Consider the following 16,129-nt stretch of genomic DNA (forward strand, 5'->3'; position numbering starts at 1 on the left):
CCATCCTGCTGATCGAACACGACGTCAAACTCATGATGGGGCTGTGCAACCGCTTGACGGTGCTGGACTACGGCAAGCCGATCGCCGAAGGAGTGCCGGCCGACGTGCAAAAGAACCCGGCGGTGATCGAGGCGTATCTGGGCGCCAGCCACTAAATCGCGATCCGTCGTCCCGACCCAAGCCGGGACCCAGCGTGCGCTGGAACGACACCCTAATTGATGAAGCGAGTTCAAGAAACCACCATGACAACGAACATCTTAAAAATCGACGACCTCAGCGTGGCCTATGGCGGCATCCAGGCGGTCAAGGGCGCGAGCCTGGAAGTCAACGAAGGCGAACTGGTGACCCTGATCGGGGCCAACGGCGCCGGCAAGACCACCACCCTGAAAGCCATCACCGGCACCTTGCCCAACTGCAAGGTGCAAGGCCACATCAGCTACCTGGGCCAGGCCCTGAAGGGGCAGAGCTCGTTCCACCTGGTGCAGCAAAAGCTGGCGATGGTGCCGGAAGGGCGGGGCGTCTTTACGCGCATGAGCATTCATGAAAACCTGCTCATGGGGGCCTACACCAGCGACGACAAGGCGCAGATCCAGCAAGACATCGAACACTGGTTCACGGTGTTTCCGCGGTTGAAGGAGCGGGCCAGCCAGATGGCGGGGACCCTGTCGGGCGGGGAGCAGCAGATGCTGGCGATGGCGCGGGCCCTGATGAGCCACCCGAAGCTGCTGTTGCTGGATGAACCGTCGATGGGTTTGTCGCCGATCATGGTGGAGAAGATCTTCGAGGTGATCCGCACGGTGTCGGCGCAGGGGATCACGATCCTGCTGGTGGAGCAGAACGCCAAGCTGGCGCTGGAGGCGGCGCATCGCGGCTATGTGATGGAGTCGGGCTTGATCACCATGACCGGCAATGCCAGGGAGATGCTTAATGATCCGCGCGTCAAGGCGGCTTATCTGGGCGAGGGGTAGAGGGGGAATGCGCAAGTCTGGTGTAGCATGGGCTAGTATTTCCGCTGTTTTGCAGATTCAAATCCATCATAAAGGACATTGAAATGAGCGATACCCCGATCACCATTCTTGGCATTTCCGGCAGTCTGCGCGCAGGTTCTTACAATACCGCAGCCCTGCACGCGGCAGCCGAGTTGCTGCCGACCGGCGTGCGCCTGATACAGGCTGATATCTCTGATATTCCGCTTTACAACGACGATGTGCGCGCCAAGGGATGGCCACCTTCCGTCGAGCGCCTTCGCAAACAGATCGCCGAAGCCGACGCCATCCTGTTTTCGACACCCGAGTACAACTATTCGATTCCCGGTTTGCTGAAAAACGCCATCGACTGGGCTTCGCGTCCGCCGGAACAGCCGTTCGCCGGCAAGGCTGCGGCGATCATGGGAGCCAGTCCGGGCGCCATCGGCACCGCACGCGCGCAATATCACTTGCGCCAGATCGGCGTCTTCCTCGATCTCAAATTTCTCAACAAGCCGGAAGTCATGATAGGCGGCGCCGGCGACCGCTTCGACGCCAGCGGCAAGCTCACGCACGAGCCGACGCGCGAGTTCATCAAGACCTTGCTGACGGCGTTGCAGGAACTGGCGTTGCAACTCAAACAGTACAAGAAGTAGCCATATGGAGCTCGAAGAAAAAGCGGCCCGCAGGCCGCTTTTTCTATTGCGTCGGAAGTAAAGGCTTATGCTGCTTTCCTGGCCCGTACCTGATCGCGCAATGCGTGGACACGATCGTGGTTAACTATCACACCTTGGTACTGGCGTTCGATGATCAGGCGCACATCGCTCGGCAAGTCTTCCGCCAACGCTTTGCGATACGCATCGACGGCGGCATCTTCTCCACGTTCGCATTCGTTCAGGATGACCTCATCGTCCTTGCCCATGATCGCCGTCCTCAGGTTCAGCCACTGGCGGTGCAAGGCGCCGCTGACGCTGCTGTGGGTAACAGGATCGCCGCCAAGCGCGCGCACCATATTCTGCAATTCCAGCACGGTCTGGCCGCAGGCCTGCGAGCGTTCCAGGAATTGATTCTTGTAGTAGACCTGGCGCTCGGAAGCATCTTCGGCGCAGACGCGGAAACCTTCTTCGCCATCCCGGGAAATCTGAATCAGATCGTTCAGCGTGTCTATCAGTCTGTCGTTTTTCATCATGTGCCTTTCAGTGGAATTGAGGAAAAAAGAAAATGTTTTTCTTTTTCTTCTCATGCATCAGTGCACGCTCAGTGAGCAAAAAGATAGATCAGCACCAGCGCGAATGCCGGAACGCCGAGTATCCAGGCAAGGAAATATTTACCCATGACTTGCTTCTCCAAAATAAGGTAGGTCAACAAGGTGACCGGGTAGACGCGCATGCGGGTGCAATCTGCGGGCCTTTTGCCATCAGGTAATGGCATCGAACCACTACCCGATGTTTTCATCGTAGCGGCAGCAGCACGGCGCTTCCATCAGACTTATGCCGAACTTGTTGTAGGAGGGGAAGGGAAGAAGTCCGTAAGGAGCGCCATCGTGACCCATTGAAAGCCTTTGCCGGAGCGGCTTCTCATCTTGTCCTACAAGACAATTGGCGGGCGTCCTATACCTCTTTCCTGAGTGCATTGTTACGATACGTTTCAATGCTTCATCCCTGCCCGAATCAACAAGGAGCGCGCCATGAACAAAGATCAATTGCTTGGAAACATGAAGATATTCCTGGGGCGCCTGCATGAAAACCTGGCGCGCCTGACCGGCAGTCAGATGCGCCACCGCGATGCGCTGCAATTGCAGGAAGCCGGCAAGGTACAGCGCACATTGGGGGAGGCGCGCCGGATCATCAAGCGTTCAATCAAGCAGCAGATGTCGGTTTGACACGGCAGCGATGCAACAGGAACAGGAGCAACCATGTTGAACAAGCGAAATCTCTTGCTGGCGCTGGGATTGTCCGGCGCGGCCGTCATCGCGGTCCTGAACGTCTGCGCCAATCGCTTGCAGAACAAGGATGCGCGCCTCCAGCGCAAAGCGCTGCAACGTTGGGAAGGCGAGGGCGGCAATGTCGTGGCGCCGACCATGCCGACGGTCGCCGTCAAGGACGACTTGTCCCAGGACGCCACGCCTTGACCCTTAACTTAACGTTTGACGTGCATTGGCAGTTAGCGCCCTTGTCCTACAAGGCAATCAGCAGCAGTCCTATCGCTGTCGCAGCGGGCTGTCGGTATCGTTAAACCCCAAACAGAGACAACGCGGTTCGTTTCATCACACAAAAATACCGAAACGGGTGCAACCATGGAAAAACGGGTGATTTGCTGGTTATTGGGCATGCCCATGCTGATGCTGCTTATCCTTCAGTACCTCCTGTATTGAGCAGGTATTGACGCGGCCAACGAACAAGGAAGGAAAGAGAAAAATGCACGAAGAAAAATTACGAACCGTCCGCAGCGACGTACAGGCGCTGCTGCAGGAAGCGCAGGAACTGTTCACCGAGGCGGCTGTGGCGACCGGCAAGAAGGCGGAAGACCTGCGCGCCCAGGGAGAGGAAGTCCTGGACCGCGCCTTCATCAAGGCACAGAGCATCCAATCCTATGTGGTCCAGGCCGGCAAGGAAATCGTCGCCTCGACCGACGATTATGTGCAATCCAATCCCTGGCGCGCCATCGTCATCTCCACCGGTATCGGCTTGCTGATCGGCCTGTGCGCGTCGCGCAGTTGCGGACGATGAGAGTGCCGAATCTCCTATCTCCAGCCATATAGCCAACGGATAAAAGAGGAACATGATCATGCAAAGCAAACCATCGACGGTTCGTCGCATTGCAGACAAGCCGTTTCATATCGACCGAGAGCAGGTGCGCGAGGCAGCAAAGAAATTGAGCGACGGCGCCGTTACGCAGGGCTACAAGGGCAACCGCGAGGAAGTCGTGTCCATGCTCAACGATGCGCTGGCGACCGAACTGGTCTGCGTGCTGCGCTATAAACGCCACTATTTCACTGCGTCGGGGTTGGAGAATGAGCCTATCAAGGCCGAGTTTCTGCAACACGCGATGGAAGAAGAGGGACACGCCAACCAGATCGCCGAACGTATCGTCCAGCTCAACGGCGAACCGGACTTCAATCCGCGTCGGCTTTCCGAGCGCAGCCATGCGGACTATGACGATTCGAGCGACATCAAATCGATGATCCGCGCCAATCTGCTGGCCGAGCGTATTGCCATCGAAGCCTACCGCCAGATGATAGAACGCATCGGCGACGATGATCCGACCACGCGTCATCTGCTCATTTCCATCATGGCGAAGGAAGAGGAACACGCCAACGACATGAGCGACCTGCTGGATTGACTGCGCCAGTTCGGCGCGTAGCCGCAATTTTTTGAAGAGCGCAACAAGGATTGGCGCACTGATTGCGCCGCTTCCATTGCTGCATGGATGACGGGGTGCGCCATGGGCGATCCCCTTTTTTTAAACCAAGGGAGTTTCAATGAAAAAATTCATCGCCACCTGCATTTTCGCCTCCGCCGCTCTGGGCGCACACGGCATGGCCGGTGCGGCCGATGCCGTCAAGGCTCAATACAAGGCAGATGTTGCAGCGGCCGATGCGGATTACAAGGCCGCCAAGGCCAAGTGCAAGCCGCTCAAGGGCAATGAGCAGGATGTGTGCCGGAAGGAAGCAAAGGCGGCCCACGAAACAGCGGTGGCCGATGCCAAGGCCAAGCGCAAAACCACCGATGCCCGCAAGGACGCTTCCAAGACTTCCAATGACGCCGAATACCAGGTCGCCAAGGAAAAATGCGACGCCCTGAGCGGCGCGGAAAAGGATCGGTGCCAGACAGCAGCAAAATCTCAATACGGCAAGTAATTGCCTCCATGTATCTGTAGCTGCAAGGTCATGGAGAGGTAGCGATGCTTCTCCATAAAAACAATCGTAAGCAATCTGTCGTCGAATTTACCAACAAGGAGATCATCATGACTTTATCTTTGACCAAACGTTTTATGGGCCTTTTCCTCGCGCTGATGATGGTATCGCTGGTCGGCTGCGCTTCCGGGCCGAACAAGGAAGGCACCGGCGAATATGTCGATGACGCCGTCATCACCACCAAAGTGAAATCCGCCATCTTCCAGGAACCCAACCTGAAGTCGGCCGAGATCAATGTGGAAACCTACAAGGGCGTGGTCCAACTGAGCGGTTTTGTCAGTTCTGCAACGGCTTCGAGCCGCGCCACCGAATTGGCGCGCGGCGTCCAGGGTGTAAAGTCGGTCAAGAATGACCTGCGCCTGAAATAACGCAGCAAGGGCGGCGGTTGCGGCCGTCGCCCGAAAGGCGTCCGAATGGAAATCGGGAATCGTATTAATGTATAGTTAGCCGCGGAAGGCATCCGGAACTCCGGATCACTCGAACAGATGACAAGAAGGCTGTAGAAAAACAGACAGGAAATAACGCAGTTCGACTGCATTTGTCCGATCAAAAAAGAGATGCAGCATTGTTTTGGTGCTCGTAAAAAACTATGACAAAAATATTGGTAGTCGATGATCACGCAGTCGTGCGCGCCGGAGTCCAGCATTTCATTGCGGACATTCCGAATATGGAAGTCGGCGGCGAAGCCAGTACTGCGGAAGAAGCGATCCGCCTGGTGCGTACTCAGGAGTGGGATATTGTCCTGCTCGATATTGCGATGCCGGACAAGAGCGGCGTCGAAGTGCTGAAACAGATCAAGCGCGAGAAGCCGGCCTTGCCGGTCCTGATGCTGAGCATGCATCCTGAAAGCCGCTATGCGGTACAGGTATTGCGCAGCGGCGCCAGCGGATATGTGCAGAAGGAAGCGCTCGCGACCGACCTGGTCAGCGCCATCAACACCATCCTGCGCGGTCACAAATATATCAGTTACGGCGTGGCGGAGTTGCTGACAACGGATCCGGTGGATTCCGAAAAGCCGCTCCACGAGACGCTGTCGCAGCGCGAATACGAAATTTTTTACAAGCTCGGCCAGGGACAGGGCGTGACGCAGATTGCCGACGAACTGTGCCTGAGCGTAAAAACGGTCAGCACCTATCGCTCGCGCGTGCTGCAGAAGATGAATATGGCGAACAATGCAGACATCATTTATTACGCCATCAAGAACAATCTGATTGATTGATTGGCGGTTGCCGGGCGGCGCCCGGCAGGCGAGCACGGGTAGTGCCTGAGAAGGCGGCAACATGCCGATTCATTCGTGGCGTTTTGGATAGTTATCATGGAACATGTGCGGCAGGAATTAGCGAAGATGAGGGAAGATGCACCGGATGTGCCGTTGAAGATATTTCTCGTCGAAGATTCGGCGGACGTGCGCGACCTTATCATGGAGAGCCTGGCTGAAATCCCCGGCGTCGTGCTGGCCGGCTATTCGGACACGGAGCAGGATGCCATGGCGCGGTTGGAGAACGAAAACTATGACGTATTGATCCTCGACATCCAGCTCAGGCAGGGCAACGGCATGAACCTTCTGCAGGGGCTTGCGCGCTCCGGCAATCGCCGCCATGACGAACTCAAGATCATTTTCAGCAACCATGTCAGCTCGACTTACCGCCGTGTCGGTTTGCAGTACGGCGTGCAGTTCTTCTTTGACAAGTCTTCCGAATTCACCAAATTGCGCAGCCTGATCGAAAAGCTCGGCGGCAGAGGGGTCTTCCCAAAAAATGGCCCACCGCCAGGCCTTGCTCCGGCATAAGCTGTCGCCGTCTGCAACGCGGCCCTGAGATTCGCACAATGCGCCGGCGCAGTTCAATATAATGTGACTGCATGCGGTTGCGCGCCTGTTTGCGCAGTCAACGAAAAAATCAGGGATCCCAGCACATGCAAATGACGGCAGTACGAAACGATATCGGCGAGAGTTCTTCGTTGGAACATTACGTCGCCACGCAAGCGAATTTCGCCAGCATCGTTACTGCCGCAATGGGCTTGGGGACCATCATCGTGTTGTTCGGCGTCGTGGTGCTGATCAGTTGTTATGCACAAGACGATTACCGCAAGATACTTTCCGACCTGATCGCCGTGCAGGGCAGCACGGCGGCCGGTTTCATTCTTGCGGGAGTAACGCTGTACATACATTGCGTCAACGTCGGCAGGACCAGCCGCAAGCTGACTGTCGCCGCTCGTCTCACCGCCATGCTGCTGTTGCTGCTGGCCGCCGGTTTCTTGCTGCAGAACTTGTTCGGCGTGACGTTGCCGTCTGCCGCACTGCCGATTTTTTCGGCGACCGCCAGCGCGTTCGGCGCAGAGATCCATCCTCTGGCTGCGAGCTGTTTTCTCCTGATTGCATTCATCTTGCTGTTGCATGACCTGCGCATCCGCGGCGGCCATTATCCGGCCGAATATCTGGCTTTCGTGCTGATCGGACTGAGCGCCATTCCGCTGGTGGGTTATCTGTACGGCATCAGCAAATTGACCTTCCTGCGTTATTCCGCCGGTGTTCCGGTGTTGTCGGCGCTGGCATTCCTGTTGATGGGGGCGGCGCTGCTCATGGCGCGGCCGTCGCATCGGCTGATGTCCATCATCATCAGTCATGCGCCGGGAGGCAATATACTGCGCCGGCTGTTGCCGTCCATGCTGCTCCTGATCCTGATCCTCAATCTTCTTGTGGCCAAAGGCGCGGAACGCGGCCTGTATTCCGATCAGTTGATGCTGCCTTTTCTGACGCTCATCGACGGCGCCCTGGTCGTGTTCGCCTTCTGGCGTTTCGCCGGCAAGCTCGATCGCGAATATGGCGCGCGCATGCAAAGCGCCGCCAAGCTGGCCGAGACCAATTCGTTGCTGACCGCCGTCAGCGACAGCACGCGCGAACCGATTTTCGTCAAGAATCGCCAGGGCTTGCTGATCTTTGCCAATCCGGCCTTGCTGCAGCAGGTCGGCAAGACCTGGGAGGAGGCGATGTACCGCTCCAACCACGAATTGTTCCTGCCAGAAGACGTTGGCCAGATCGACGAGGATGACCGTCGCGTCATGGCGAGCGGCCTGCCGGAGACCATCGAGCAGACCTTGCATCTGCAGCATGGCGTGTTCACTTACCAATCCACGCGCGTGCCCTGGTTCGACAAGGCAGGCAATGTGCTTGGCGTGATCGGCATCAGCACTGACATTTCGGAACGCAAGCGCGCGGAAGATTCCCTGCGCGAACGCGAGACCCAACTGGAAAAAACCGTGATAGAACGCACCGCTTTGCTGCGCGAACTCACCAATCACCTGGAAACGGTGCGGGAAGAAGAAAAACGGGCGATCGCCCGCGAACTGCACGACAACATGGGAGCCTCGCTGACGGCGCTGAGCATGCATCTGGAGAGCGTCTACAAGATATTCCCCGACAACGACAGATGGCAGGAACGCAAGCCGCGCATGCAGGGATTGATGAATTCCCTGGTCAGCACCACGCGGCGCATACAGACGGAATTGCGTCCCAACATGCTCGATCTGTTCGGCCTCAAGGCGGCGATCACCGAGCAGCTCGACGAGCTTGCCGAGCGTACCGGCATGGCCTGCAAGGCCAGCCTGCCGGATGAAGACGTCGCCATTGGCCACGAGATGGAAATCGCCATCTACCGCATGCTGCAGGAGATGCTCAACAATGTCACCAAGCATGCCAAGGCAAGCAGGGTCGATGTCATCCTCGATGTCGACGAAGAGCAGGTGTCGCTCACGGTGCGCGACAACGGCGTCGGCATTCCGCAGGAACGCCAGGACAACAACAAGACGTACGGCTTGCGCGGGCTGCGCGAACGCGCCACGTTCTTCGGCGGCAATGTGGCGATCCGTTCCGTGCCTGGCGCAGGCGCGACCATCACCATCCGCTTGCCGCTGTCGCCTGCGACCGCAGCCTGATGTCCGACTCTGCCCCCTCGACCGCATCCGTTTCCGCTGACTGACTCCCTGTTTGCGCCTTGTCCTACGCTGCAAAGCGGGGCTGTCTTATGGTCGCTCGATCTCCTCCTCGTTAAGATGAATTATCGCGTTTTCGCTTGCGGAAACACGTGCAGTTGACTGTCCGAGACGACCGGTAGCTGCTCTCTCAACTTTCAGGAGCGATCATGAATAAAGATCAAGTTCAAGGCAAGGCAAAAGAGGTAGCGGGCAAGGTTCAGCAAAAGGCCGGAGAAATAGTCGGCAGCAAGAGCCAGCAAGTCAAGGGCGTTGCAAAACAAATGGACGGCAATGTCCAGAAAAGCTATGGCGATGCCAAGGAAACCCTGAAGGATCGCTGATCCGCAGATGAATAATGGGAGCCTGGGCTCCCATTTTTCCTTTCCCGAACATTGTTCCGTGTAGGAATTGTCTTACGGCAGAATCGGAAAAGCACGGCTGTCGAGCGGTACCTGATTTTGTCATGATGGGGCGGTACTTGGAACGTATTCCATCAATACAGGAACGTTTACTTGCTTATCAATTGAACATTCCCGCGTCGTGATGCGCACGGCATGCAGAGGGAGGGATCATGAAAAAAATATGTATCGTCGCTTCGATCGTATTGGCCGGCGCACTGGCGTGTTCTGCCGCCGTCGCCGACAGCGGGACAGCCTACGTTTCCCAAGCTGCAGCAAAGGGTAAGACGGGCGCGGGAAAATCGATAGTGGGAGCAATACGGGACAAGAAAAAATTCCTTTACCTCGACATGGTGCAGAGAAAACGTCCTGACGCCATCCGCAATGCCGTCATTGTGTACGAGCACATGCGGCCGAAAAAACGCGCATGCAATCCCGACGACGCGACAAGTGTAAGCGAATGTTTGCGCAGCCCGGCAGCGTGAAACTCTCCCAGCGGGCAAGGTCTAAAAAATATCTGCTCCTGATCGGGGCACGCGAAGAAATTGACTTGCTGCATTCGCAGCATCAACCATTTTTTAAAAAGGTGTCGTTATGAAAAAAATACATAAAACCGTGGTGACTTCGATCACTGTCTGTGCCCTGACGGTCCTGAGCGGTTGCAGCGGCATGTCGCAACGAGACAAGAATACGGCCATCGGCGCGGGTGTCGGCGCCGTGGGCGGCGCAGTCCTGACCGGCGGCAGCGGCATCGGTACCGCTGGCGGCGCGGCGGTCGGCGGCGTGATCGGTAATCAGATCGGCAAATAAGCGCGTCTGTCTCTGCGTCTGTGTCTGTCCGATGCAGCCAGAAGCAAAGGGGACCCAGGCGGTCCCCTTTGCTTTGTCCGCATTGCTTGTGCATGAGTCTGGTCGACGGACTCGATGCCTTGAGCACGGGCAGCGATGGTAAGGTGCCGCCCTATTCTGCGGCGGTTCTGGCCTTGAGGATGCGTTTTGCACGCGCCAGGTCGCTACGCATATGGTCGCGCGCTTCCTTGCGGCAGGCGCGGGCTGCACCGCCCTTGAGCGGTTTGCATTCCTGCAGTGCCTGGGCGCCGGCGGCGCGGGCTTCCTTCACCAGGTTCTGATAGTGCAGTTTTGCAGTGTCGTCGCTTTGATACCAGCGCTGTGGATCTTCTTTGGAAACGTCTTCTTCCGCGGCAAAGGCCGATGCATGGGCGGCAATGCCGACAGCCACCAAGAGCGGCAGTACAAGGCGTTTTTGGCGATTTTTTCTCATCATTGCGGGCTCCCATTCGATAGAAATGACAAGCGGCGCTGCACCTTGGTGATGCAACGCCGCTCATCATATCCTGTTTGCCGCCCGACGCGGCAGGAAAACCCGCCTCCTCTACAGTCGTCCCAGCAGTATCAGGACCAGCAGGATGACGACAACGACGCCGGCGATGCCGCTGGGGCCATAACCCCACGACCGGCTATGCGGCCAGGTCGGCAGGGCGCCGAGGAGGATCAGGATAAGGATAATCAGAAGTATGGTGCCGAGGGTCATGTTGTTCTCCTTGTTGTGCTGCGGGCATTGCAACGGTCGTCAACGCCATGCATCCCGCCGGGGCGTTGAACGCATGGCGCCGATGTCTGGAAACGCACTTTCGTTCTCCTGCGTGAATCGGAGATGACGCATGGATGTTAGCAGTCGTCATGGCCGGCGTAGATAGGCGTGCGCCTCGATTTCCTGTAAGAAAAGACGATTGCCGGAGTAGGGCATCCGGCATATTCTCGACGCTTGTGGGGCGTGGCTTCTGGTTTGATTTTTGCTTGCCGGATGTTGACTGATGTGTCGGAAATGCATCCCGGCGGTGCATTTGCAAATACCTCACAAAGTGATGGAAAGTGTCCTGCATTTCCAAATGGGTTACTATTCGCCCGGCTGCATCATGGAAATATTCGGGTGAACGTGCAGTCTCTCAGGCCCGTAACGAGTTCAGAATCGAATCACGATGTCCAGGCGAACATTGGAACCCCACATGCGCAATCTACGCATCGTCGTCGTCAACACCATTATCGACCATGCCGATGAGAGCGACGCTGTGCTGCAAGAGCAAGCCGAGCGCGGCAAGGCCTTGCGCATTGGTTTGCTGGAAGCGGGTTACGACATCGTCGCTTCGTTGCCGGCCGACCTCTATCTGCCTGAACGCATCGCCCAGTTGCAGCCCGACATGATCATCATCGACGCCGAGTCGGATGCGCGCGACGTGCTGGAGCACATCGTCATCGCCACGCGCGATGAACGCCGTCCCATCGTCATGTTTACCGAAGACGACGACACCAGTAGCATGGAAGCCGCCATGGAAGCTGGCGTCACCGCCTACATCGTGGCCGGCCTGCAGGCCGAGCGCATCAAGCCTGTGCTCGACGTTGCACTGGCGCGTTTCCGCCAGGAGCAGAAGCTGCGCGCCGAGCTGTCCGACACCAAGCACAAGCTGGCCGAGCGTAAGGTCATCGAGCGCGCCAAGGGGCTGCTGATGGCCAGGCACAAGCTTTCCGAAGACGAGGCTTACCAAAAGCTGCGCAGCATGGCCATGAACAAAAACCTCAAACTTTCCGAAATCGCCCAGCGCCTGCTGGATGTCGAAGACTTGCTCGGCTGACATTTTTCCGTCACAGCACACGGCATCTGCACCGCCAAATTGGTGCGTAGCACAAAGGCGGTGCGTCTGCGCTGCCGCTTTCTCCCTTGTTCCAGATATCTTTCCGAGGTCGCCGGAGACCTGTTTTTTCCTCTGGCGATGCGGCTTTTCAGGCTTTTCAAGCCGGCTTGGCATGTTCTTTGCTGAATGGTGGACATAGCGCAAGATTTGCGCAATGAACGATTCGGCCAATGGCGGTCGGATCATCCAAGACAAAGGCGTCTTTCGACATGACTCAGTGCATGCCGAAGGGACGCCTTTTTTATTTGCCGCTGAATAATGGGGAACGCGATGGAATTCAAAGAGCAACAATCGAACAAAGCCGTGGAAGCTGTCTGTGAAGTGGATTTCAAGCGTCGTCAATTGATTCAGACTGCAGGACTTGCAACGGGAGCGAGCATGTTGGGACTAGCCACGGGAGGCGCCTGGGCCGCCGGTTCGGACAAGCCGGAGAAGGAAGAAGTCAAGATCGGTTTTATTCCGCTGACCGATTGCGCTTCGGTGGTGATGGCCTCGGTGCTGGGCTTCGACAAAAAATACGGCATCAAAATCGTGCCCAGCAAGGAAGCTTCCTGGGCCGGCGTGCGCGACAAGCTGACCAACGGTGAGCTCGATGCGGCGCATGTCCTGTACGGGCTGATCTATGGCGTGCAGATGGGTATCGGCGGCCAGAAGAAAGACATGGCCGTGCTGATGAATCTCAACAATAACGGCCAGGCCATCACGCTGTCGAAGAAGATTGCCGACAAGGGCGGCGTCGACGGCCCGTCGCTGGCCAAGCTGATGCAAACCGACAAGCGAGAGTACACTTTCGCCCAGACTTTCCCGACCGGCACCCACGCCATGTGGCTGTATTACTGGCTGGCCGCCAACGGCATCAACCCGATGAAGGACGCCAAGGTCATCACCGTCCCGCCGCCGCAAATGGTCGCCAATATGCGCGTCGGCAACATGGACGGTTTCTGCGTCGGCGAACCGTGGGGCCATCGCGCCATCGTCGACGGCGTCGGCATCACCGCGACCACCACGCAGGATATCTGGAAGGACCATCCGGAAAAAGTCCTCGGCACCTCGCTCGACTTCGTCAAAAAATATCCGAACACCTGTCGCGCCATGATGGCGGCGATCCTCGATGCCAGCAAATGGATCGATGCATCGCTGGCCAACAAGAACAAGATGGCCGAAGTCATTGCCGACAAATCCTATGTCAACACCAGCAAGGATGTCATCGATCAACGCATCATGGGCCGCTATCAGAACGGCCTCGGCAAGACATGGGACGATCCGAACTACATGAAGTTCTACGGCGACGGCGCGGTCAACTTCCCTTACCTGTCGGACGGCATGTGGTTCATGACCCAACATCGCCGTTGGGGTTTGCTCAAGGATGATCCGGACTATCTGGCCGTGGCCAAGGCGGTCAATCAGATCGACTTGTACAAGGAAGCGGCAACCATGACGAAGACCAGCATTCCGAAGGATCCGATGCGCACTTCCAAGCTGATGGACGGCGCCGTCTGGGACGGCAAGAATCCGAAAGCCTATGCGGCATCGTTCAAGATCAAGGCCTGAGACAGTCGGCAGCAGCCCCAAGTGAAGGAATCGATATGAGCGCAGTCATGGAAACGACGATGAATGAGAATCTCAAGCCGGCGACGGCGACTACTACTGTTGCCGCCACTACTGCCGCCGCGCCTGTTCCGCCAAAGGTAAAGCAGGCGCGGAGAAAATTGCCGCTGGCCGGCTGGCTGATGAATGTGTTGCCGCCGCTGGCCGGCATCGCTTTCCTGGTGCTGGTATGGCAGATCATTGCGGCAAAGAACAGCAGTTTCCCGACGCCGCTGGTGACGTTCCAGGAAGCGCTGAAGCTGTTTTCCGATCCGTTCTACCGCACCGGTCCCAACGACCAGGGCATCGGCTGGAACGTGCTGGCGTCGCTGCAGCGCGTGGCGATCGGCTTCGGCCTGGCCGCGCTGGTCGGCATCCCGCTGGGCTTCATGATCGGCCGCATCCGCTTCCTGGCGGGCATGTTCGGTCCCATCATCAGCCTGCTGAAACCAGTGTCGCCATTGGCCTGGCTGCCGATCGGCCTGCTCGTGTTCAAGTCGGCCAACCCGGCGGCGATCTGGTCGATCTTCATCTGCTCGATCTGGCCCATGATCATCAACACCGCCGTCGGCGTGCAGCGCGTGCCGCAGGACTACATGAACGTGGCGCGCGTGCTGAACCTGTCCGAGTGGAAGATCCTCACCAAGATTCTGTTTCCATCGGTATTGCCTTACATGCTGACCGGCGTGCGCCTGGCCATCGGCACCGCGTGGCTGGTGATCGTGGCTGCGGAAATGCTCACCGGCGGCGTCGGTATCGGCTTCTGGGTCTGGGACGAATGGAACAACCTGAACGTGCCGCACATCATCATCGCGATCGTGGTGATCGGCGTGGTCGGCCTGATCCTCGAACAACTGCTGGTGGCGCTGGCCAAGGCCTTCACTTACGAGCAGGTCAGCAACTGAGTTCGATTTCAACCGAAACGACTTAACGCCTAACGAAGCAACCAGGGGGATTCTGATGGACATGCACAACAAGTTTATCGACATCAATGGCGTCGAAATGGTGTTCCACACCAAGAAGGGGGCTTTCCATGCGCTGCACGACATCAACCTGAGCGTGCAAAAGGGCGAGTTCATCACCCTGATCGGCCACTCCGGCTGCGGCAAGTCGACGCTGCTCAACCTGATTGCCGGTCTGCTCAAGCCGAGCGAAGGGCTGCTGCTGTGCGCCAATCGCGAAATCGCAGGGCCGTCGCCGGAACGCTCGGTGGTGTTCCAGAATCATTCGCTGCTGCCCTGGCTGACTTGCTACGAAAACATTTACCTCGGCGTGGAGCGCGTGTTCGGCGGCGCAGAAAGCCGCATCCAGTTGCGCGAACGCACCCGCGCGGCGCTGGCGCTGGTCGGCCTGACGGCGGCCGAAACCAAGCGTCCCAACGAAATTTCCGGCGGCATGAAACAACGCGTCGGCATCGCTCGCGCACTGGCCATGGAGCCCAAAGTCTTGCTGATGGACGAACCGTTCGGCGCGCTCGATGCGCTCACCCGCGCGCACCTGCAGGACGAGTTGCTGAAGATCGTCGCCAAGACCGGATCGACCGTCGTCATGGTCACGCATGACGTCGACGAAGCGGTGTTGCTGTCGGACCGCATCGTCATGATGACCAACGGTCCCGCGGCAACCATCGGCGAGATTCTCGACGTCGGGCTGGCCCGTCCGCGCGAGCGCGTGGCGCTGGCGCAGGATGCGCAATATGCCGGATACCGTACCGCGGTGCTCGAATTTCTTTACCGCAAACAGGCGCATCCGGCCAAAGAAGCGGCGTAAGGAAATCTTCCAGACTCAAGCGAAAGGAACACCATGGCGTCCGGGCACATCATGCTGCTGCAGAATGGCAAGACCGGCAAGGACGAAACCGCCGACGACACCAGGCCCTTGTCGGGCGAAGTGTTCGGTGCGCTGATCAATCTGTCGGGACGGCGTCGTTTCACGTCGCAGCGCCTGGTGCTGTATGCGGTGCTGGCTTCGCAACGCCACGAAGGCGCCGTGAAGATCGCGCGCGAAGCGCTGGGTCTGTTCCGCGGCGCGCACGCGGGACTGGTCAAGGGTTCCGACATCTTGCCCGGGATTTTTTGCGAAGAACTGCGCGAAGCCTATTTCGGCAAGCTCGACGGCGACGCGCAGATCGTCTATTTCATCGACCTGGCCGAACGCACGCTCAACGCCATCGAAGACGGCCTGCGCGATGCGCCGGCATTGCTCGAAGAACTGGTGCGCATCACCACGCCGTTATTGGGCATCCTGAACCAGATCACCACTGTGTACGAAGAGCAATCCAAGCGCCATGCCGTACTCATGAAGAAGCAATTGCGCGGCATCATGACCGACATCGAGACCATCGCCAAGCAGGCCAAGATGGTGTCTTTCAACGCTCGCATCGTGGCGGCGCGCGCCGGGCAGGCCGGCAAGGAATTCTCCGTGGTGGCCGGCGTGCTGTCGAACATCACCACCGAAATTGACGATCTCGTGCGGGTGGCGTTGAGCGGTGCCACAGCCTAGCGTTCGTTGCAGCCTGTATTACCACCTGAGGTTCGTCAATAAGGGAAAATTGAAAACTCTGTTCTAATTGAGGCAACT

At 57.8% G+C, this 16,129-nt stretch carries 23 protein-coding genes and 1 pseudogene; 20 read left to right on the forward strand and 4 right to left on the reverse strand.

From position 1 onward, the window contains the following. From RV1423_RS16110 to RV1423_RS16120, 3 genes and pseudogenes are all read left to right on the forward strand, one after another. Positions 1-155 (forward strand): annotated as a pseudogene (locus RV1423_RS16110) (ABC transporter ATP-binding protein); the annotation flags it as partial. An 87-nt stretch (positions 156-242) separates the two neighbouring features. Next, positions 243-968, forward strand: a complete 726-nt coding sequence (locus tag RV1423_RS16115) for an ABC transporter ATP-binding protein (protein ID WP_034298506.1) — start codon at positions 243-245, stop codon at positions 966-968. A gap of 83 nt (positions 969-1,051) precedes the next feature. Next, the gene (locus RV1423_RS16120) at positions 1,052-1,621 is read left to right on the forward strand and encodes an NADPH-dependent FMN reductase (RefSeq protein WP_034298508.1); all 570 of its coding nucleotides are present in this window, start codon (positions 1,052-1,054) and stop codon (positions 1,619-1,621) included. A gap of 65 nt (positions 1,622-1,686) precedes the next feature. Here RV1423_RS16120 and RV1423_RS16125 read toward each other — a convergent pair whose 3' ends face one another. Beyond that, positions 1,687-2,151, reverse strand: coding sequence for a PA2169 family four-helix-bundle protein (locus RV1423_RS16125; protein ID WP_034298702.1), 465 nt, complete (start codon positions 2,149-2,151; stop codon positions 1,687-1,689). A 71-nt stretch (positions 2,152-2,222) separates the two neighbouring features. Next, entirely contained in the window at positions 2,223-2,420 is a 198-nt protein-coding gene (locus tag RV1423_RS29875; RefSeq protein WP_155835128.1) for a hypothetical protein, read from the reverse strand. Positions 2,421-2,652: 232 nt separating this feature from the next. Here RV1423_RS29875 and RV1423_RS16130 point away from each other — a divergent pair, with 232 nt between their 5' ends. From RV1423_RS16130 to RV1423_RS16185, 12 genes are all read left to right on the forward strand, one after another. Then, positions 2,653-2,847, forward strand: coding sequence for a hypothetical protein (locus RV1423_RS16130; RefSeq protein WP_034298510.1), 195 nt, complete (start codon positions 2,653-2,655; stop codon positions 2,845-2,847). 33 nt (positions 2,848-2,880) lie between these two features. Beyond that, positions 2,881-3,096 (forward strand): hypothetical protein, encoded by a 216-nt coding sequence (locus RV1423_RS16135; RefSeq protein ID WP_034298511.1) that lies wholly within the window; start codon positions 2,881-2,883, stop codon positions 3,094-3,096. A 286-nt stretch (positions 3,097-3,382) separates the two neighbouring features. Next, the gene (locus RV1423_RS16140) at positions 3,383-3,694 is read left to right on the forward strand and encodes a YqjD family protein (RefSeq protein ID WP_034298512.1); all 312 of its coding nucleotides are present in this window, start codon (positions 3,383-3,385) and stop codon (positions 3,692-3,694) included. Positions 3,695-3,752: 58 nt separating this feature from the next. After that, a complete protein-coding gene (locus tag RV1423_RS16145; RefSeq protein ID WP_034298705.1) occupies positions 3,753-4,307 on the forward strand; it encodes a ferritin-like domain-containing protein in 555 nt (184 codons plus the stop codon). Between the two features lie 139 nt (positions 4,308-4,446). Then, positions 4,447-4,824 (forward strand): hypothetical protein, encoded by a 378-nt coding sequence (locus tag RV1423_RS16150; protein ID WP_034298513.1) that lies wholly within the window; start codon positions 4,447-4,449, stop codon positions 4,822-4,824. 107 nt (positions 4,825-4,931) lie between these two features. Continuing rightward, positions 4,932-5,249, forward strand: a complete 318-nt coding sequence (locus RV1423_RS16155; protein ID WP_034298707.1) for a BON domain-containing protein — start codon at positions 4,932-4,934, stop codon at positions 5,247-5,249. 221 nt (positions 5,250-5,470) lie between these two features. Further along, entirely contained in the window at positions 5,471-6,100 is a 630-nt protein-coding gene (locus RV1423_RS16160) for a response regulator transcription factor (RefSeq protein ID WP_034298516.1), read from the forward strand. 96 nt (positions 6,101-6,196) lie between these two features. Beyond that, entirely contained in the window at positions 6,197-6,670 is a 474-nt protein-coding gene (locus tag RV1423_RS16165; RefSeq protein WP_034298518.1) for a response regulator, read from the forward strand. A gap of 131 nt (positions 6,671-6,801) precedes the next feature. Then, positions 6,802-8,814, forward strand: coding sequence for a PAS domain-containing protein (locus RV1423_RS16170; RefSeq protein WP_373419967.1), 2,013 nt, complete (start codon positions 6,802-6,804; stop codon positions 8,812-8,814). Positions 8,815-9,020: 206 nt separating this feature from the next. Next, positions 9,021-9,194: a CsbD family protein gene (locus tag RV1423_RS16175; RefSeq protein ID WP_034298522.1), complete on the forward strand. Its 174-nt coding sequence runs from the start codon at positions 9,021-9,023 to the stop codon at positions 9,192-9,194. Positions 9,195-9,424: 230 nt separating this feature from the next. Next, positions 9,425-9,736, forward strand: coding sequence for a hypothetical protein (locus RV1423_RS16180; RefSeq protein WP_034298523.1), 312 nt, complete (start codon positions 9,425-9,427; stop codon positions 9,734-9,736). 109 nt (positions 9,737-9,845) lie between these two features. Beyond that, a complete protein-coding gene (locus RV1423_RS16185; protein WP_034298526.1) occupies positions 9,846-10,061 on the forward strand; it encodes a glycine zipper 2TM domain-containing protein in 216 nt (71 codons plus the stop codon). Positions 10,062-10,212: 151 nt separating this feature from the next. On the opposite strand, the gene RV1423_RS16190 is transcribed toward RV1423_RS16185, so the two are convergent. Continuing rightward, a complete protein-coding gene (locus RV1423_RS16190) occupies positions 10,213-10,536 on the reverse strand; it encodes a hypothetical protein (protein WP_231502321.1) in 324 nt (107 codons plus the stop codon). Between the two features lie 108 nt (positions 10,537-10,644). Further along, the gene (locus RV1423_RS29095) at positions 10,645-10,803 is read right to left on the reverse strand and encodes a DUF3309 family protein (protein WP_034298528.1); all 159 of its coding nucleotides are present in this window, start codon (positions 10,801-10,803) and stop codon (positions 10,645-10,647) included. A gap of 475 nt (positions 10,804-11,278) precedes the next feature. Here RV1423_RS29095 and RV1423_RS16200 point away from each other — a divergent pair, with 475 nt between their 5' ends. From RV1423_RS16200 to RV1423_RS16220, 5 genes are all read left to right on the forward strand, one after another. Then, positions 11,279-11,902, forward strand: coding sequence for an ANTAR domain-containing response regulator (locus RV1423_RS16200; RefSeq protein WP_034298531.1), 624 nt, complete (start codon positions 11,279-11,281; stop codon positions 11,900-11,902). A gap of 438 nt (positions 11,903-12,340) precedes the next feature. Then, positions 12,341-13,513: a CmpA/NrtA family ABC transporter substrate-binding protein gene (locus RV1423_RS16205; RefSeq protein WP_034298712.1), complete on the forward strand. Its 1,173-nt coding sequence runs from the start codon at positions 12,341-12,343 to the stop codon at positions 13,511-13,513. 35 nt (positions 13,514-13,548) lie between these two features. Beyond that, positions 13,549-14,454 (forward strand): nitrate ABC transporter permease, encoded by a 906-nt coding sequence (ntrB, locus tag RV1423_RS16210; protein ID WP_034298534.1) that lies wholly within the window; start codon positions 13,549-13,551, stop codon positions 14,452-14,454. A 55-nt stretch (positions 14,455-14,509) separates the two neighbouring features. Further along, a complete protein-coding gene (locus tag RV1423_RS16215; RefSeq protein ID WP_034298536.1) occupies positions 14,510-15,319 on the forward strand; it encodes an ABC transporter ATP-binding protein in 810 nt (269 codons plus the stop codon). Positions 15,320-15,370: 51 nt separating this feature from the next. Further along, on the forward strand, positions 15,371-16,051 hold the full coding sequence (locus RV1423_RS16220; RefSeq protein WP_051516721.1) for a methyl-accepting chemotaxis protein: 681 nt from the start codon (positions 15,371-15,373) through the stop codon (positions 16,049-16,051). The last annotated feature ends 78 nt before the right edge of the window (positions 16,052-16,129 follow it).

It is taken from the genome of Herbaspirillum sp. RV1423 (assembly GCF_000577615.1).
Taxonomy (GTDB): Bacteria; Pseudomonadota; Gammaproteobacteria; order Burkholderiales; family Burkholderiaceae_D; genus Herbaspirillum.

Excerpts from the sequence above, each read along its gene's own strand:
- RV1423_RS16115 (WP_034298506.1), top strand. The coding sequence starts at position 243 with ATGACAACGAACATCTTAAAAATCGACGACCTCAGCGTGGCCTATGGC.
- RV1423_RS16120 (WP_034298508.1), top strand. The coding sequence starts at position 1,052 with ATGAGCGATACCCCGATCACCATTCTTGGCATTTCCGGCAGTCTGCGC.
- RV1423_RS16125 (WP_034298702.1), bottom strand. The coding sequence starts at position 2,151 with ATGAAAAACGACAGACTGATAGACACGCTGAACGATCTGATTCAGATT.
- RV1423_RS29875 (WP_155835128.1), bottom strand. The coding sequence starts at position 2,420 with ATGAAAACATCGGGTAGTGGTTCGATGCCATTACCTGATGGCAAAAGG.
- RV1423_RS16130 (WP_034298510.1), top strand. The coding sequence starts at position 2,653 with ATGAACAAAGATCAATTGCTTGGAAACATGAAGATATTCCTGGGGCGC.
- RV1423_RS16135 (WP_034298511.1), top strand. The coding sequence starts at position 2,881 with ATGTTGAACAAGCGAAATCTCTTGCTGGCGCTGGGATTGTCCGGCGCG.
- RV1423_RS16140 (WP_034298512.1), top strand. The coding sequence starts at position 3,383 with ATGCACGAAGAAAAATTACGAACCGTCCGCAGCGACGTACAGGCGCTG.
- RV1423_RS16145 (WP_034298705.1), top strand. The coding sequence starts at position 3,753 with ATGCAAAGCAAACCATCGACGGTTCGTCGCATTGCAGACAAGCCGTTT.
- RV1423_RS16150 (WP_034298513.1), top strand. The coding sequence starts at position 4,447 with ATGAAAAAATTCATCGCCACCTGCATTTTCGCCTCCGCCGCTCTGGGC.
- RV1423_RS16155 (WP_034298707.1), top strand. The coding sequence starts at position 4,932 with ATGACTTTATCTTTGACCAAACGTTTTATGGGCCTTTTCCTCGCGCTG.
- RV1423_RS16160 (WP_034298516.1), top strand. The coding sequence starts at position 5,471 with ATGACAAAAATATTGGTAGTCGATGATCACGCAGTCGTGCGCGCCGGA.
- RV1423_RS16165 (WP_034298518.1), top strand. The coding sequence starts at position 6,197 with ATGGAACATGTGCGGCAGGAATTAGCGAAGATGAGGGAAGATGCACCG.
- RV1423_RS16170 (WP_373419967.1), top strand. The coding sequence starts at position 6,802 with ATGACGGCAGTACGAAACGATATCGGCGAGAGTTCTTCGTTGGAACAT.
- RV1423_RS16175 (WP_034298522.1), top strand. The coding sequence starts at position 9,021 with ATGAATAAAGATCAAGTTCAAGGCAAGGCAAAAGAGGTAGCGGGCAAG.
- RV1423_RS16180 (WP_034298523.1), top strand. The coding sequence starts at position 9,425 with ATGAAAAAAATATGTATCGTCGCTTCGATCGTATTGGCCGGCGCACTG.
- RV1423_RS16185 (WP_034298526.1), top strand. The coding sequence starts at position 9,846 with ATGAAAAAAATACATAAAACCGTGGTGACTTCGATCACTGTCTGTGCC.
- RV1423_RS16190 (WP_231502321.1), bottom strand. The coding sequence starts at position 10,536 with ATGATGAGAAAAAATCGCCAAAAACGCCTTGTACTGCCGCTCTTGGTG.
- RV1423_RS29095 (WP_034298528.1), bottom strand. The coding sequence starts at position 10,803 with ATGACCCTCGGCACCATACTTCTGATTATCCTTATCCTGATCCTCCTC.
- RV1423_RS16200 (WP_034298531.1), top strand. The coding sequence starts at position 11,279 with ATGCGCAATCTACGCATCGTCGTCGTCAACACCATTATCGACCATGCC.
- RV1423_RS16205 (WP_034298712.1), top strand. The coding sequence starts at position 12,341 with ATGTTGGGACTAGCCACGGGAGGCGCCTGGGCCGCCGGTTCGGACAAG.
- ntrB (WP_034298534.1), top strand. The coding sequence starts at position 13,549 with ATGAGCGCAGTCATGGAAACGACGATGAATGAGAATCTCAAGCCGGCG.
- RV1423_RS16215 (WP_034298536.1), top strand. The coding sequence starts at position 14,510 with ATGGACATGCACAACAAGTTTATCGACATCAATGGCGTCGAAATGGTG.
- RV1423_RS16220 (WP_051516721.1), top strand. The coding sequence starts at position 15,371 with ATGCTGCTGCAGAATGGCAAGACCGGCAAGGACGAAACCGCCGACGAC.